We start from the raw sequence: 15,007 nt of genomic DNA on the forward strand, positions 1-15,007 counted from the left end.
GCACGGCCGGTCGGGGCCGCGGGCGGGGTCTAGACGAGAAGCCGGCGCGGCGGCCTGTCGATGCCGCCGGTCAGGAACGACACGACCCCGGCCGCGGGCGGTGGCGAGACGATCGCCGCGCGAACGCCGGCCGCGGCGGGAACGGCGGGCGCGCCCGACATGCCGGCGCCGACGCAGCAGGACACGCACGCGGAACACGCCGGCGCATGCCGGGCGTGGCTGTCGGCGTCGTGATGGCCGTCCTGCGCGGCCGGCATTGTGTGCGACGCCGCTTCCATCGGCGCGACGGCAGCGCGTTCGCACTGCATCGAAACAGTCGCGAACGACTGAATCGGCAGGCTCAGCGCCAGCAGCACGACGAGGAGGAATTTGCGCCAGTACGACATGGATGCGGAATCAGGCAGGCAACGACCGGATGGGCCGGCGCGGCGCCGTGACAGCGCGTGCCGGGGAACAAGACGGCCGCAGCTTATCGCCGTCGCGGTGACGACGACATGGCCGAAACATGACCGGATTTTCATGAAACGCGGGCGACGCGCTGCAAGCGCTTCATGACAATTCCGTCATCCGGCGGTCATTCTCCGCGCACGCTCGGCGCCCTATGCTCACGCGTTACACTGACCGGCTGGAATCACGGACAGCCTGCCTCACCATGCGGATACTGATAGTCGAAGACGAACCCAAGATGGCGTCGTACCTCCGGAAAGGGCTGATGGAGGCGAGTTACACGGTCGACATCGCGGAAACCGGCAAGGACGGGCTGTTCCTTGCGCTGCACGAGGATTTCGATCTCGTCGTGCTCGACGTGATGCTGCCGGAAATGGATGGCTTCGAGGTGCTCCGGCGCCTGCGCGCGCAGAAGCAGACGCCGGTGCTGCTGCTCACGGCGCGCGAGGCGATCGAGGACAAAGTCGCCGGGCTCGAGCTGGGTGCCGACGACTACCTGCTCAAGCCGTTCGCGTATGCCGAGTTTCTCGCGCGCATCCGCTCGCTGCTGCGACGCGCGCCGCGCAACGTACGCGACATCCTGCATGTCGCCGATCTCGAAGTCGACCTGATCCGCCGCCGCGTGCGGCGCGCCGACACCCGCATCGACCTGACCGCGCAGGAATTCGCGCTGCTGCAGTTGCTCGCCGAACGCGAAGGCGAAGTGCTGACACGCACCTTCATCACGTCGCAGATCTGGGACATGAATTTCGACAGCGACACGAACGTCGTCGATGCCGCGATCAAGCGCCTGCGCGCGAAGATCGACAACGCCCATGAGAAGAAGCTGATCCACACGATCCGCGGGATGGGCTACGTGCTCGAGGATCGTTCGTGACGCGCAGCAGCCCGGCCTCGTATTCGCTGCTGCGGCGCCTGACGCTGGCGTTCGCCGTCGTCGCCGCGCTCGTGTTCGCGCTGACCGGCGCGTACCTGTATCGCTCGCTGTCCGCCGAGCTGACGCGGCGCGACGACATCGAGATTTCCGGCAAGCTCAACCAGTTCCTGCAGCTTGCGCACGCGAGCGGCTCGGCTGCCGCGCTGCGCGCCGATCCGGCCGTGTTTCATGAAGTGCTGCTGTCGCATCCGGGCGTCTATCTCGGCATCTACGACGCGCGGAACCGCGCGCTCGTCGAGCATTCCGACGAAGCCGGCCACACGCTGGCGTCGGTGATCGCCGCGCCCCATCCGGCCAGCGCAGCGGGCACCCCGTTCACGTGCGCGCCGCCCGGCATCGGCACGTCGCGCTGCGTGTATGCGCGCGCCACGCTGCCGTCCGGCGATGCGATCCAGGTTGCGCTTGCGCGCACGGCGACCGATCGCCAGTCGTTGCTCGAAAGCTATCGCGTCGACATCTGGCTCGCGGCGGCCGCGGGCGCGCTGCTGGTCGGCGCGCTCGGTTACGCGGTCGCGTCGCGCGGCCTGCGCCCGGTCGAGAGCCTCGGCCGGCAGACGTCACGCATCGAGGCGCACAACCTGAACGCGCGGCTCGACGCGCGGGGCGGCCCGGTCGAGCTGCGTGAGCTCGCGACGTCGGTCAACCGGATGCTCGACCGCCTCGAACGCGCGTTCGTGCGGCTCTCCCAGTTCTCGTCCGATCTCGCGCACGACATGCGCACGCCGCTCGCCAACGTGATCAGTTCGTCGCAGGTCACGCTGTCGCGCGCGCGCACGACCGAGGAATACGAAGCGCTGATCGATTCGAACATCGAGGAATGCGAACGGCTGCAGCGGATGATCGAGAACATGCTGTTTCTCGCGCGCACCGACAATGCGCGTCAGCACCTGAAAACCAGCGAACTTGACGCGGGCGGCGAGTTGCGCCGGCTCGCGTCGTATTTCCAGGCGCTTGCCGATGAAGCCGGCGTAAGCATCGACGTGCAAGGCGAAGCGACCGTCGCCGCCGATGCGACGCTGTTCCGGCGCGCCGTCAGCAATCTCGCGTCGAACGCGCTCGAACACGCGCAAGCCGGGTCGACGATCGAGCTGGCGGTGTCCACGCAAGGCGGGTATGCGGTCGTCGAAGTCACCAATCGCGGCGCCGCGATTCCGCCCGAACAGGTCGAACGGATCTTCGAGCGCTTCTACCGCATCGATTCGTCGCGGCACGGCGCGGCGCGCAACGCGGGCCTCGGGCTCGCGATCGTGAAATCGATCATGGAGCTGCATCGCGGCAAGGTCGAGGTCGCAAGCCGTGACGGGCGCACGACGTTTGCGCTGCATTTTCCGCGCGGCGTCGAGGGGTAAGCCGTTTCCCGCGCGTGTCGCGTCGGCATGACGGCCGGCGCGACACCAGGCGAAGCACGACGACGCCCCTTCACTCCCCCGGTTCGCGCCGGATTTTCGCCTGGCGGCGATTGCGATCGTTCAGTATCTGGTGCCGGCGATGGTCGGTCAGCTTCTTCCAGTCACGCGCCTCGTCGCGCGTGCGCAGGCAGCCGACACAAAAGCCCGTCCGGCCGTCGAACGCGCACAGTTCGATACAGGGTGATTTCACGGCCACGGTCAGGCCGCCTTCGCAGGCGTCATCACTTCGACGGTCACGTGCGACACGCCGTCGAAACCCTCGATCAGCGCGTGGTAGAAACGCGCGTCGCGCACCGTCTCGACGGTCTCGACCGACACGATCGCACTCATGTGGCCCGGGCCGACACGCCACACGTGAAGATCGTTGACCTTGTCGCCCAGCGCCTCGATCGCATCACGTATGCGCGCCGCCAGTTTGCGATCCACGTTGACGTCGAGCAGGATGCCGCCGGTATCGCGCATCAGCCCGTACGACCAGTTCGTGATCACGAGCGCGCCGACAATGCCCGCGACGGGGTCCATCCAGACCCAGCCAAATGCACGTGCAAGCAGCAGGCCGACGATGGCCAGCACCGACACGGCCGCGTCGGCAATCACGTGAACGTAGGCCGACCGGATGTTGTGGTCGCGATGGGCTGCCGTGTGCGAACCGTGACCGTGATGCGCATGATGGTCATCGTCGTGATCATGGTCGTGGTCGTGCCCATGATGATGACCATGCCCATGCCCGTGGTGATGGCCGCCGCTCAGCAGCCACACGCTGGCGAGGTTCACCGCGAGCCCCAGCACGGCAATCGGAATCGCTTCGCCGAAATGAATGGGCACGGGCGCCAGCAGACGCGCAACGGCCTCGTAGCCGATCAGGATCGCGATCATCGCGAGCACGATCGCGCTCGTGAAGCCGGCCAGGTCGCCCAGCTTGCCGGTGCCGAACACGAAGCGCGGATCGTCGGCATGCTTGCGCGCATAGGTATAGGCCAGCGCGGCGATCAGCATCGCGCCCGCGTGCGTCGACATGTGCAACCCGTCGGCGACGAGCGCGAGCGACCCGAACAGCGTGCCGCCGACGATCTCGGCCACCATCATTGCCGAGCACAGGCCGATGACCATCCACGTCCTGCGTTCGTTCTGCTCGTGCGCCGCACCGAGGAAGATATGGTCGTGCCCCGCGCCGAACGCGTCATCCCGGAAAGCGTTCATGTCCTGCCTCGATTATTTGAAATAGCTGTGCACCACGTCGATCAGCTGCTCGGTCGCGCTGCCTTCGTGTGCGTCAGGTTCGTGCGCATCGACCAGATGCTCGCGAATGTGGTCTTCCAGCACGACGGCCAGTAGCCCGTTCATCGCGCCGCGACAACTCGTGATCAATTGCAGAACCTCGTTGCAGCCGCGCTCCTCCCCGAGCGCGCGCTCGATGGCCTCGACCTGGCCCTTGATCCGGCGCACGCGGTTCAGCAGCTTCTGTTTTTCACGAACGGTATGGCTCATCGACGACGGGCTCCTGAATAGGGAGGGGGAGTATATATCCGGAAGGGTTCCCGTATAGGAGAGAGGGGTATATTTTTTCGAGTTGAAGGCTTGTCGAAAGCAACCCGCTCGGCTAGACTGCCTTTCGTCTTTGGGGAGTAGTCTGCTTTCCGTCTCCGGAAAGCGAACGCGTCAACACACTCGGCCTGCGGCCGTGGCGCGTTCAGCCTGATCGGCCTGGCGAGACCATCGGCACATCGCGTCGTTCCTGGTCGGACGTCGGCGGATGTGCCATGGTTCGTCAACGTCCGACCACGGAGTCCCCATGTTCCCCGCCGCCCTCTCCCCGCGTTTCGCCGCCGTCCCCGTCCGCACGCATGCCTGCGGAGGTGCCGCATGACGTTCATGTTCGTCGAACTGGCGGTCATGCTGATCGTCATCCTCGTCGCCGCCGAGGTCTTCACCAATGCGCTCGAACATCTCGGCGAACGCCTGAAGATTTCCGAAGGCGTCACCGGTTCGCTGTTCGCCGCCGTCGGCACCGCGCTGCCCGAAACGATGGTGCCGCTGCTCGCGCTCGCCGGCGGCACGGCGAACCCGGCCGTGAACGAGGAGATCGGTGTCGGCGCGATTCTCGGCGCGCCGCTGATGCTCGCCACGCTCACCACGTTCCTGATGACGCTCGCGGTGATCCGCTCGCGCGGGCCGCGCGGCACGATCGCGCCCGAACGGACGGGTTTCGTGCGCGACCTGAACTACTTCCTCGCCGCGTTCTCGCTGGCCACCGCCGCGATGTTCGTCCCGCATCACAACAGCGCCGTGCGTGCGCTGCTCGCCGCGATGCTGGTCGGGATCTACGTGATGTATGTCGTGATGACGTTCCGTGCGTCGAACCAGCTCGTCGATGCCGGGCATGGCACCGAGGCGCCGCACAAGATGTTCCTGTCGCGCCTGGGCGTGCCGACCAATCTTGCGACCATCGCGCTGCAGCTGCTCATCGGCGTCGCGCTGCTGGTCGGCGGGGCGAAGGGTTTCATTCACGGCGTGGAAGGCGTATCGCACGTGCTCGGCGTATCGGCCCTGCTGCTGTCGCTGATCATCGTGCCGATCGCGACGGAGCTGCCAGAGAAGGTCAACAGCGTGCTGTGGATCCGCCGCGGGAAGGACACGCTCGCGTTCGGCAACATCACCGGCGCGATGGTGTTCCAGGGGACGCTGCTGCCGGCGATCGGCATCATGCTGACGCCGTGGGAGCCGCGCCTCGAAGTGCTGACCGGCGTGATCGTCACGCTCGCGGCGGCGGCATGGCTGCGCGTCAATGCGCGCACGCGCGGGCTCGCGATCTGGGCGTTGCTGGCGAACGGCGCGGGTTACGCAGCCTATCTGTTCCTGACACTGGCCCGGTGACCCGGCTCGCCCGGTACGGGCACGCTGCTCCGGTGCGAACGATGCACCATCGCGCCGCGTGCCCGCGAGCGGTTCAGATGCGCGCCTGGTTCACACGCTGCGACAGCTGTTCGGCGCTTTCCTTGCGCTCGCTGTACCGGTCCGTCAGGTACGCGCCGACGTCGCGCGTGAGCAGCGTGAACTTGACCAGTTCCTCCATGACGTCGACGACCCGGTCGAAATACGCGGACGGCTTCATCCTGTCGTCGTCGCCGAACTCCATGAACGCCTTCGCGACGGACGACTGGTTCGGAATGGTCAGCATGCGCATCCAGCGCCCGAGCACCCGCATCTGGTTGACCGCGTTGAACGATTGCGATCCGCCGCTGACCTGCATGACCGCCAGCGTCTTGCCCTGCGTCGGCCGTACCGCGCCGACCGACAGCGGAATCCAGTCGATCTGCGCTTTCATCACGCCGGTCATCGCGCCGTGCCGCTCGGGGGAGCACCACACCATGCCCTCCGACCATTGCACGAGCTCGCGCAACTCCGCCACCTTCGGGTGATGCTCGGGTGCATCGTCGGGCAACGGCAAGCCGGACGGATTGAAGATCCTGACATCGGCGCCCATAGCCGTCAGCAGCCGCGCCGCCTCCTCGACCAGCAGCCGGCTGAACGAACGCGCGCGCAACGACCCGTAGAGCAGCACGATGCGTGGCGGATGCGTCGACGGGCGCGCGGGTTGCAGCTGGCTCGCATCCGGCACGCGAAAGAGCGCGGCGTCGAGTTGCGGGAGATCGTTCAGGCAGTCAGACACGCTTGCCCTCCGCATCGATCACGATTTCGCCGTCTTCCTTCGCAAACGGCCCGTTCTGCGGATCGGGCAGGATATCGAGCACCCGTTCGGACGGGCGACACAGCCGCGTGCCGAGCGGGGTGACGACGATCGGGCGATTGATCAGGAGCGGATGCGCGACCATGAAGCCGATCAGATCGTCGTCGCTCCATTTCGGATTGTCGAGATCGAGCGCGTCATACGGTGTGCCCTTGCGACGCAGCACGTCGCGAACGGGGATGCCCATCGCCGCGATCAGCGCGCGCAATTCATCTTCCCCGGGCGGCGTGTCGAGGTACAGCACGACGCGCGGTTCGACGCCGCTGTTGCGTATCATCGCCAGCGTATTGCGCGACGTGCCGCAATCGGGGTTGTGATAGATCGTGATGTCGGTCATTTCCGGAATCCTGAATGGTTTCACGCGCGCTCGTACCAGCCCTTCGAACGGTTGACGACGCGCACGACGAGCAGCATGACCGGCACCTCGATGAGCACACCGACGACGGTCGCGAGCGCCGCGCCCGAGTGGAAGCCGAACAGGCTGATGGCAGCCGCCACGGCCAGCTCGAAAAAGTTGGACGCGCCGATCAGCGCCGACGGGCACGCGATGCTGTGTTTCTCGCCGACGACGCGATTGAGCCCATAGGCGAGCGCCGCGTTGAAGAACACCTGGATCAGGATCGGCACCGCGAGCAGCGCGATCACCAGCGGCTGCTTCAGGATCGCCTCGCCCTGGAACGCGAACAGCAGCACCAGCGTGGCCAGCAGCGCGGCGATGGACCAGGGGCCGATCTTCGCCATCGCGCGGTCGAACGCCGCCTGCCCCCTGGCGAGCAACAGCCTGCGCCACGCTTGCGCGAGGATCACCGGGATGACGATATAGAGCACGACCGACGTGAGCAGCGTCGCCCATGGCACCGTGATGGCGGACATCCCCAGCAGCAGGCCGACGAGCGGCGCGAAAGCGATCACCATGATGCTGTCGTTCAGCGCGACCTGCGACAGCGTGAACAACGGATCGCCGCCGGTCAGCCGGCTCCACACGAACACCATCGCCGTGCACGGCGCGGCGGCCAGCAGGATCAGGCCGGCGATATAACTGTCGATCTGGTCGGCCGGCAGCATCGGCGCGAACAACTGCCGGATGAACAGCCAGCCGAGCAGGGCCATCGAAAACGGCTTGACGAGCCAGTTCACGACGAGCGTGACGCCGATCCCCCGCATGTGCTGGCGAACCTCATGCAACGCGCCGAAGTCGACCTTGACGAGCATCGGCACGATCATCACCCAGATCAACAACCCGACGGGCAGGTTGACCTGAGCGTATTCCAGGCGGCCGATGCGCTGAAAGAGCCCCGGCAGTGCCAGCCCCAGCGCGATGCCGAGCACGATGCACAGCGCCACCCAGACGGTCAGGTAGCGCTCGAATGATCCGATGGCGGGCCTGGCCGCCGCGGCTTGCGACGGGGCCGCGTTCGAGCCGCTCATGTGCGGTCCCCGCAGCAGGCCGGCGCCGCCGGCACGCCGCACGCAGCGCCGGCGCAGCAGTTTTCGGTCAGGAACCCGATGAGGCCGCTCATCGATTCGAAGTTCGCCGCGTAATAGATGAACCGGCCGTCCTGACGCGCGGTGACCAGCTCCGCATGCGACAAATCCTTCAGATGGAACGACAGGCTCGATGGCGACAGCCCGATCTGCTGGGCGATCGCACCGGCCGGCAGCCCTTGCGGCCCGGCGACGACCAGCGCGCGAAAGATGGCTAGGCGCGCTTCATGAGCAAGCGCGCCCAGGGCGCGCACGACGAGATTGGAGTCCATGGCGCGAAGGATAGCGTCTTCATTTCCATATTTCAAGAATTGTTGAAATAAAGGCGCCGAGCCCCTGTCGAACGGCATAACCGGGCTGCACCCGACCCGCCGCCCATCGCCGAACGCCGCCGCGCGAGCCGCATCCGGCCCGACATGCGCGGCGCCGGTGCGGCCGCCGCCCCGGTTCACGGATAGGCGAGGCACCGGCGCGCCGTCAGGTCAGGACGCCTTCACGAGCTTGACGATCGTCAGCGTGCCGTCGACCTTCTCGATCCGCACCTTGACCTTGTCGCCCGCATGCGCGTGCTCGAGCATCGCCGCGTCCTTCGCCTTGAACGCCATCGTCATCGGCGGCATCCCGACGTTGTCGAGCGCGCCGTGCTTCAGCGTGATCCTGCCGCTCGCGGCATCGACCTTCTTCACTTCGGCATCGGTCAGCGCGGCGTTCGACTCGGCCGCACTGCCCGACGACATCTTCATGCCCGGCATGTCCATGCCGGGCATGTCGCCGGCGGCGAAGGCCGGCGCGGTGAAAGCGCCGGTCGCGAGAACGGCTGCGGTGGTGGTGACAGTGATCCACTTCTTCATCGTGATTCTCCGGTTGGGATGGATGGCACGTTCGTGCCGTGAGGTACTGCATCGGAATGCCGCACGCGGCCCGTGCTTCGCGCATGACGGCGCTGAAGCAGGAGCCAGGCGGCGGGAATGACGAACATCGACAGCAGCGGCGCCGTGACCATGCCGCCGACCATCGGCGCGGCGATGCGCTGCATCACTTCGGAGCCGGCGCCGTGGCCGACCATGATCGGCACGAGGCCGGCGAGCACGACGGCGACCGTCATCGCCTTCGGCCGCACGCGCAGCACCGCGCCTTCGCGAATCGCGTCGAGCAGCAGCGCATCGGTCAGCGGTTCGCCGGCATCGAGCCGGCGCTGCAGCGCGCCCTTCAGGTACAGCAGCATGACGACGCCGAATTCGGCGGCCACGCCTGCGAGCGCGATGAAACCCACCGACGTCGCGACGGACACCGCATGGCCGAGCGCCCACACGAGCCAGAAGCCGCCGACCAGCGCGAACGGCACCGTCGACATCAGCAGCAGCGCATCGGCCGCCGAGCCGAACGTGAGAAACAGCAGCACGAAGATCACCACGAGCGTGACCGGCACGACGGTGCGCAGCCTGGCCGCCGCGCGTTCGAGATACTCGAACTGCCCCGACCACGCGATCGAATAGCCGGGCGGCAACGCGATCTGTTGCGCGACGGCCTGCTGCATCGCGCGCACGGCGCTCTGCAGATCGGTGCCGCGAATGTCGACGTACACGTAGCCGGACAGTCGCGCGTTCTCGCTGCGGATCATCGGCGGCCCGTCGGCGATCGCGATGCGCGCGACGTCGCCGAGGCGGATCTGCGCGCCGCGCGCGGTGACGACCGGCAGCTGCCGCAGGTTCTCGACCGAATCGCGGACCTCGCGCGGGTAGCGGAGGTTGATCGGAAAGCGCTCGCGCCCCGCGATCACTTCGCCGACGTCGTCGCCGCCGACTGCCGACGACACGACCGACTGGATGTCGGCCACCGACAATCCGTAGCGCGCGGCGGCAAGCCGGTCGATATCGACGTCGATATAGCGGCCGCCGTTCAGCCGTTCCGCAAGCGCGGACGTCACGCCCGGCACGCGCTTCACCGCGGCCTCGACCTGCTTCGCGATTGCGTCGATCCCGGCCAGGTCCGGCCCGGAAATCTTCACGCCGACCGGCGTCTTGATGCCGGTGGACAGCATGTCGAGCCGGTTGCGGATCGGCGGCACCCACACGTTCGACAGGCCCGGCACCTTCACCGTCCGGTCGAGTTCGTCGACGAGCTTCTCCGGCGTCATGCCGGGCCGCCATGCGCTGCGCGGCTTGAACCGGATCGTCGTTTCGAACATCTCGAGCGGCGCGGGATCGGTCGCGGTATCGGCGCGGCCCGACTTGCCGAACACCGTGTCGACCTCGGGCACGGTCTTGATCAGCCGGTCGGTCTGCTGCAGCAGCTCGCTCGCCTTGTCGGCGGAGAGGCCCGGCAGCGCGGTCGGCATGTACAGCAGGTCGCCTTCGTCGAGCGGCGGCATGAATTCGCCGCCGAGCCGCGACAACGGTACGGCCGTCAGTCCGAGCGCGACGACCGCGACGCCGATCGCGGCCCACGGCCGCCGGAGCGTCGCTTCGAGCAGCGGCCGGTACACGCGGATCAGCACGCGGTTGATCGGGTTCGCGTGCTCGTGCGGAATGCGGCCGCGCACGAGATAACCCATCAGCACCGGCACCAGCGTCACCGACAGCCCGGCAGCGGCGGCGATCGTGTAGGTCTTCGTGAACGCCAGCGGCGCGAACAGCTTGCCTTCCTGCCCTTCCAGCGAAAACACCGGGATGAACGACAACGTGATGATCAGCAGCGAGAAGAACAGCGCGGGCCCGACCTCGGCGGCCGACGTCGCGACGAGTTCCCATCGTCGCGCGGCCGTGACCGGTTCGCCGGGATGCGCGTGGTCGTACGCCTCGAGATGCTTGTGCGCGTTCTCGATCATCACGATCGCCGCGTCGATCATCGCGCCGATCGCGATCGCGATCCCGCCGAGCGACATCAGGTTCGCGTTGACGCCCTGGTAGCGCATCACGATGAACGCGGCCAGCACGCCGAGCGGCAGCGACAGGATCGCGACGAACGCGCTGCGCAGATGGAACAGGAACACCGCGCAGACGATGCCGACGATGATGAATTCCTCGATCAGCTTGTCCTTCAGGTTGCCCACCGCGCGCTCGATCAGTTGCGAGCGATCGTAGGTCGTGACGATCTCGACGCCGGGCGGCAGCGAACGCTTCAGGTCGGCCAGCTTCGCCTTCACCGCGTCGATCGTCGTGAGCGCGTTCTTGCCCGAGCGCATCACGACGACCCCGCCCGTCACCTCGCCCTGCCCGTTCAGCTCGGCGATCCCGCGCCGCATCGCGGGGCCGACCTGGATGCGCGCGACGTCGCCGAGCAGCACCGGCGTGCCGGCGTCGTTCGTGCGCAGCACCACGTTCCGGAAATCGTCGAGCGTGCGCAGGTAGCCGGTCGAGCGCACCATGTACTCCGACTCGGCCAGCTCGACGACCGAGCCGCCGGACGCCTGGTTCGCGTTGCCGAGCGCAGTCGCGATTTCCGCCTGCGTGATGCCGTACGCGCGCAGCCTGTCCGGATCGAGCACGACCTGGTACTGCCGCACCATGCCGCCGATGCTCGCGACTTCCGAGACGTCCGGCACGGCCTTCAGCTCGAACTTCAGGAACCAGTCGTTGAGCGCGCGCAATTGCCCGGGATCGTGACGGCCGGTGCGATCGACGAGCGCGTACTCGTACACCCAGCCGACGCCGGTCGCATCCGGCCCGAGCGACACGGTCGCGCCGGCCGGCAGCCGGCTCTGCACCTGGCTCAGGTATTCGAGCACGCGCGAGCGCGCCCAGTACGGATCGGTGCGGTCGTCGAACAGCACGTAGACGAACGCGTCGCCGAACGACGAGTACGCGCGGACGGTTTTCGCACCGGGCACGCCGAGCAGCGTGGTCGTCAACGGATAGGTCACCTGGTCCTCGACGATCTGCGGCGCCTTGCCCGGATACGACGCCTTGACGATCACCTGCGTGTCCGACAGATCGGGCAACGCGTCGAGCGGCGTCTGCCCGACGGAGTGGACGCCCCATGCGGCGATCAGCACGGTGGCCAGCAGCACGAGGAAACGGTTGTGGACCGACCAGCGAATGATGCGCGCGATCATCGTTCGCCTCCCTGCGGCTCGACCTTCGTCAGGCGATAACCGTCGTCGGTCTGCGTGAACGCGAAACGCACCGTCTGCCCCGGCTTCACGCCAGGGAACGCGGCGGCCGACGGCTTGCCGAACGTCATCGTCATCGCGCCCCAGCCGAGCGCCGGCACGGGTTGATGCGAGAACGTGATGTCGTCGGCCGTGACCTGTTCGACCTTGCCTGTGGTTTCGTAGATCGGGGCCGCTGCTTTCGGCGCCGGCTCGGCAGTCACCGCCCCGCTTGCGCCGGGGTCGCTCCGCAGCCGCGGCAGCACGCTCTTCAGGCTCGCCTCCGAATCGATCAGGAACTGCCCCGATGCAACGACCGTATCGCCTTCGTTCAACCCGTCGAGCACTTCCGTGTCGCCGCCGATGTCGTTGCCGGTCGTCACCTGCACCGGCTGGAGCCGGCCGTCGCCGTTCTTCACGATGACGATCGTGCGCTTGCCGGTCGCGATCACCGCTTCGGACGGCACGAGCAGGCGCGACACGCTCGCCTTCCCGGCGACCCGCACGCGCATCAGCATGCCGGGCGTGAGCTTCAGCGCGGCGTTGTCGATCTCCACGCGCGCCTGCAGCGTGCGGCTGCTCGTGCTGATGCCGGGCAGCACTTCGCGGATGCGCCCGGTGAAACGCTGCGCCGGGTCGCCCGCGAACGTCGCATCGACCGGCATCCCCGGCTGCACGTTCAGCGCGAGCGCTTCCGGCACCTCGACGATGAGCCACAGCGTCGACAGCCCCGCAATCTTCGCCAGCGTCTGTCCGGGCGCGACCATCGCGCCGTCCCGCACGTTCAGCTCGCTGACGACGCCGGTTTCCGGCGCGGTCAGCACGACGTGCGTCTGCGCGCGGCCGGTGCGGTCGAGGCTCGCGATCATTCCGTCGGGAATCGACAGCGCCCGCATCCGCGCGCGCGATGCATCGAGCAGGCTGCCGTCCATCCCGCCGCGCTTGAGCGCGAGGTATTCCTCCTGCGGCGCGAGCCAGTCAGGCACGAACAGCGACGCCACCGGCGCGCCCTTCGCGATGCGCTGCATCGGTGCGCGTGCATAGAGGCGATCGATGTAGCCGGTGACGCGCGACTGGACGACCTCCGCGCGCGATTCGTCGAACTGCGTGGTGCCCACCGCGTCGAATCCGGCCGCCGTCTGCTGACGGCGCACGGTCGCATAACGGATGCCGAGATTCTGCTGCAGGCCCGGATCGATCCGGATACCGGACGCGCCGCCGCCCTCGTCCGCATAGACGGGCTGCAATTGCATGTCCATGAATGGCGACTTGCCCGGTTTGTCGAAGTGCTGGTTCGGCACCATCGGGTCGTGCCAGTACAGCACCTTGCGGCCCGTGTTCGGGTCGGTCTTGCCGGCAGGTGCGGCGCCGGGCGCTACGGACGATGCGGCCGATACGCCGCCCGCCGCATGGCGCATGCCTGCGACGTAACCGGCGCCGAGCAGCGCCGCGGCGGCGAACGTCAACAGCACCGCGCGCGCCAGGGATGGCTTCTTCATGAGGTTCTCCTTCACTGCGCGGCGGCCATCGTCGACGGCACGACCTGATATTCGAGCTGCGCCCAGGTCTGCGACACGTCGCGCCTGAGATCGAGCACCTGCAACTGCGCGTCGAGTTGCGCGCGCCGCGCGGCGAACGTATCGGCGAGTGAACCCGTGCCCGCCCGGTAGGCGGCATCGGCCAGCTGCACGCGCTGATCGGCGGCGGGCAACAGCGACATACTCAGGTTCGCGATGCGTTCGCGGCCGCTCGCGAGCGTTTCGGACTGCGTGCGGATATCGGCCTGCACCTGGCGCAGCGTGTCCTCGTACATCAGGCGCGCTTTCGTCGCCAGTTCGGCCTTCTCGGCGACATCACGGTTCTGGCGGTTCTTGCGATTGAGCGGCAACGGAATCGTGACGCCGACGGACACCATGTTCGAATACGCGCCGCCGCGCTGCTGGTACGCGACTTCCCACGTCCAGTTCGGGCGGCGTTCGCTGTTCGCGACGGCGGTATCGGCTTCGGCGACGGCGATATCGTCGGCGGCCGTGATCAGCACCGGCTGCGCTACGCGCAGTTCGTCCGGCGGCAACGACGACACGAACGATTCCGGCGCAGGCGGCGTGCCCGTGACGTCCGACGCCGGCACGGCGGTCCAGCGCGACAACGCGATGAGCGCGGTCTGGTAGACCTGCCGCGCTTTCAGCCATTGATCCTGCGTCTGCGCGAGCATGGCCCGCGCCTGGACGACATCGGCCGCACTCGCCTTCGCGCCGCGATACGACGCCTTCGTCGCGTCGAGTTCATGGTTCATGTGATCGAGCAATGCCTGCTGCAATGCAAGCGCCTGCTTCGCGTAGACGGCATTCAGCCACGCCGTTGCGGTTTGCTGGCGTACGCTCGCGAGCTGCGCGAGATAGCCGGCGCGCTCGCGTCCGACCTGCTCGTTGGCCAGTGCCGAGCGCAGGCGCCGCTTGTCGCCGGACACCCACTCCTGCTCGATGCCGATGCGGCGCATCGTCATGAAGTCCTGGCCGACGGTGAAGCGCTGGCCGCCATTGACCGGCAGGTTGTCGATGCCGGCCTTGAGCATCGGGTCGGGCAGCTGGCCGGCCTTCACGGCCGCCTCCGAGCTGGCGCGCACCGACGCCTGGGCGGCCTGCATCGACGCGGAATGATCGGTGGCGGACTGCAGCGCGGCGTCCAGCGTAAAAGGCGGTTGCTGCGCGTGAGCCGCGCCCGCAACCAGCAGCGCCGCCCAAAACATGGGCGCGCGCCGGCGCGCACGCCGCGCAAGCGGCGTGCCGGGATGGAATGACATGGTTTAACCCCAACGGCGGAACCCCACGGGGATTCCACGTCCTGCGCACAGGACGAACCTCACCGCGAATGCGGCGAACCTATCGGAT

15 protein-coding genes and 1 riboswitch are annotated in these 15,007 nt (G+C 67.5%); of the genes, 3 read left to right on the plus strand and 12 right to left on the minus strand.

Annotation, left to right across the window (positions count from 1 at the left end; all coding sequences use genetic code 11):
• Positions 1 to 29: 29 nt before the first annotated feature.
• On the minus strand, positions 30 to 521 hold the full coding sequence (locus ACTJLD_RS04125; RefSeq protein WP_440658075.1) for a hypothetical protein: 492 nt from the start codon (positions 519 to 521) through the stop codon (positions 30 to 32).
• A gap of 131 nt (positions 522 to 652) precedes the next feature.
• Here ACTJLD_RS04125 and ACTJLD_RS04130 point away from each other — a divergent pair, with 131 nt between their 5' ends.
• Both ACTJLD_RS04130 and ACTJLD_RS04135 read left to right on the plus strand, forming a co-directional pair.
• Positions 653 to 1,324 carry a heavy metal response regulator transcription factor gene (locus ACTJLD_RS04130; protein WP_027789830.1) on the plus strand — a complete coding sequence of 224 codons (672 nt, stop codon included), beginning with the start codon at positions 653 to 655 and terminating at the stop codon, positions 1,322 to 1,324.
• Positions 1,321 to 2,733, plus strand: a complete 1,413-nt coding sequence (locus ACTJLD_RS04135; protein ID WP_060358730.1) for a heavy metal sensor histidine kinase — start codon at positions 1,321 to 1,323, stop codon at positions 2,731 to 2,733. The genes ACTJLD_RS04130 and ACTJLD_RS04135 overlap by 4 nt, the downstream gene beginning before the upstream one ends.
• A 70-nt stretch (positions 2,734 to 2,803) precedes the next feature.
• Here the strand turns inward: ACTJLD_RS04135 and ACTJLD_RS04140 are convergent, their stop codons facing one another.
• From ACTJLD_RS04140 to ACTJLD_RS04150, 3 genes are read right to left on the minus strand one after another with little or no spacing between them, the layout of a single operon-like run.
• The gene (locus ACTJLD_RS04140; protein ID WP_021159996.1) at positions 2,804 to 2,989 is read right to left on the minus strand and encodes a DUF1289 domain-containing protein; all 186 of its coding nucleotides are present in this window, start codon (positions 2,987 to 2,989) and stop codon (positions 2,804 to 2,806) included.
• Positions 2,990 to 2,991: 2 nt separating this feature from the next.
• A complete protein-coding gene (gene dmeF / locus ACTJLD_RS04145) occupies positions 2,992 to 3,993 on the minus strand; it encodes a CDF family Co(II)/Ni(II) efflux transporter DmeF (protein ID WP_060085724.1) in 1,002 nt (333 codons plus the stop codon).
• 12 nt (positions 3,994 to 4,005) lie between these two features.
• On the minus strand, positions 4,006 to 4,281 hold the full coding sequence (locus tag ACTJLD_RS04150) for a metal/formaldehyde-sensitive transcriptional repressor (protein WP_021159994.1): 276 nt from the start codon (positions 4,279 to 4,281) through the stop codon (positions 4,006 to 4,008).
• Positions 4,282 to 4,401: 120 nt separating this feature from the next.
• A riboswitch (yybP-ykoY riboswitch) is annotated at positions 4,402 to 4,576 on the plus strand.
• Positions 4,577 to 4,656: 80 nt separating this feature from the next.
• Here ACTJLD_RS04150 and ACTJLD_RS04155 point away from each other — a divergent pair.
• The gene (locus ACTJLD_RS04155) at positions 4,657 to 5,667 is read left to right on the plus strand and encodes a sodium:calcium antiporter (protein ID WP_027789836.1); all 1,011 of its coding nucleotides are present in this window, start codon (positions 4,657 to 4,659) and stop codon (positions 5,665 to 5,667) included.
• Positions 5,668 to 5,740: 73 nt separating this feature from the next.
• On the opposite strand, the gene arsH is transcribed toward ACTJLD_RS04155, so the two are convergent.
• The 8 genes from arsH to ACTJLD_RS04195 all read right to left on the minus strand — a co-directional run bounded on the left by arsH (position 5,741) and on the right by ACTJLD_RS04195 (position 14,919).
• Positions 5,741 to 6,478, minus strand: a complete 738-nt coding sequence (arsH, locus tag ACTJLD_RS04160) for an arsenical resistance protein ArsH (protein WP_334001819.1) — start codon at positions 6,476 to 6,478, stop codon at positions 5,741 to 5,743.
• Complete coding sequence (arsC, locus tag ACTJLD_RS04165; protein ID WP_060318724.1) at positions 6,456 to 6,878, minus strand: arsenate reductase (glutaredoxin); 423 nt, start codon at positions 6,876 to 6,878, stop codon at positions 6,456 to 6,458. Before arsC ends, arsH begins: the two co-directional genes overlap by 23 nt.
• 20 nt (positions 6,879 to 6,898) lie before the next feature.
• Positions 6,899 to 7,969, minus strand: coding sequence for an ACR3 family arsenite efflux transporter (gene arsB, locus ACTJLD_RS04170; protein WP_321938155.1), 1,071 nt, complete (start codon positions 7,967 to 7,969; stop codon positions 6,899 to 6,901).
• Positions 7,966 to 8,298, minus strand: coding sequence for an ArsR/SmtB family transcription factor (locus ACTJLD_RS04175; protein ID WP_042975389.1), 333 nt, complete (start codon positions 8,296 to 8,298; stop codon positions 7,966 to 7,968). Before ACTJLD_RS04175 ends, arsB begins: the two co-directional genes overlap by 4 nt.
• A gap of 210 nt (positions 8,299 to 8,508) precedes the next feature.
• Positions 8,509 to 8,877, minus strand: coding sequence for a copper-binding protein (locus ACTJLD_RS04180; RefSeq protein WP_091920443.1), 369 nt, complete (start codon positions 8,875 to 8,877; stop codon positions 8,509 to 8,511).
• Positions 8,874 to 12,080, minus strand: a complete 3,207-nt coding sequence (locus ACTJLD_RS04185) for an efflux RND transporter permease subunit (protein ID WP_440658078.1) — start codon at positions 12,078 to 12,080, stop codon at positions 8,874 to 8,876. The genes ACTJLD_RS04180 and ACTJLD_RS04185 overlap by 4 nt, the downstream gene beginning before the upstream one ends.
• The gene (locus ACTJLD_RS04190; RefSeq protein WP_440658080.1) at positions 12,077 to 13,615 is read right to left on the minus strand and encodes an efflux RND transporter periplasmic adaptor subunit; all 1,539 of its coding nucleotides are present in this window, start codon (positions 13,613 to 13,615) and stop codon (positions 12,077 to 12,079) included. The genes ACTJLD_RS04185 and ACTJLD_RS04190 overlap by 4 nt, the downstream gene beginning before the upstream one ends.
• 11 nt (positions 13,616 to 13,626) lie before the next feature.
• Positions 13,627 to 14,919, minus strand: coding sequence for a TolC family protein (locus ACTJLD_RS04195; RefSeq protein ID WP_440658082.1), 1,293 nt, complete (start codon positions 14,917 to 14,919; stop codon positions 13,627 to 13,629).
• Positions 14,920 to 15,007 lie beyond the last annotated feature (88 nt).

Source organism: Burkholderia sp. 22088 (genome assembly GCF_052045915.1).
Classification (GTDB): domain Bacteria; phylum Pseudomonadota; class Gammaproteobacteria; order Burkholderiales; family Burkholderiaceae; genus Burkholderia; species Burkholderia cepacia.

Excerpts from the sequence above, each read along its gene's own strand:
- ACTJLD_RS04150 (WP_021159994.1), bottom strand. The coding sequence starts at position 4,281 with ATGAGCCATACCGTTCGTGAAAAACAGAAGCTGCTGAACCGCGTGCGC.
- ACTJLD_RS04195 (WP_440658082.1), bottom strand. The coding sequence starts at position 14,919 with ATGTCATTCCATCCCGGCACGCCGCTTGCGCGGCGTGCGCGCCGGCGC.
- ACTJLD_RS04155 (WP_027789836.1), top strand. The coding sequence starts at position 4,657 with ATGACGTTCATGTTCGTCGAACTGGCGGTCATGCTGATCGTCATCCTC.
- ACTJLD_RS04190 (WP_440658080.1), bottom strand. The coding sequence starts at position 13,615 with ATGAAGAAGCCATCCCTGGCGCGCGCGGTGCTGTTGACGTTCGCCGCC.
- dmeF (WP_060085724.1), bottom strand. The coding sequence starts at position 3,993 with ATGAACGCTTTCCGGGATGACGCGTTCGGCGCGGGGCACGACCATATC.
- arsH (WP_334001819.1), bottom strand. The coding sequence starts at position 6,478 with ATGCGGAGGGCAAGCGTGTCTGACTGCCTGAACGATCTCCCGCAACTC.
- arsC (WP_060318724.1), bottom strand. The coding sequence starts at position 6,878 with ATGACCGACATCACGATCTATCACAACCCCGATTGCGGCACGTCGCGC.
- ACTJLD_RS04125 (WP_440658075.1), bottom strand. The coding sequence starts at position 521 with ATGAAAATCCGGTCATGTTTCGGCCATGTCGTCGTCACCGCGACGGCG.
- ACTJLD_RS04130 (WP_027789830.1), top strand. The coding sequence starts at position 653 with ATGCGGATACTGATAGTCGAAGACGAACCCAAGATGGCGTCGTACCTC.
- arsB (WP_321938155.1), bottom strand. The coding sequence starts at position 7,969 with ATGAGCGGCTCGAACGCGGCCCCGTCGCAAGCCGCGGCGGCCAGGCCC.
- ACTJLD_RS04175 (WP_042975389.1), bottom strand. The coding sequence starts at position 8,298 with ATGGACTCCAATCTCGTCGTGCGCGCCCTGGGCGCGCTTGCTCATGAA.
- ACTJLD_RS04185 (WP_440658078.1), bottom strand. The coding sequence starts at position 12,080 with ATGATCGCGCGCATCATTCGCTGGTCGGTCCACAACCGTTTCCTCGTG.
- ACTJLD_RS04180 (WP_091920443.1), bottom strand. The coding sequence starts at position 8,877 with ATGAAGAAGTGGATCACTGTCACCACCACCGCAGCCGTTCTCGCGACC.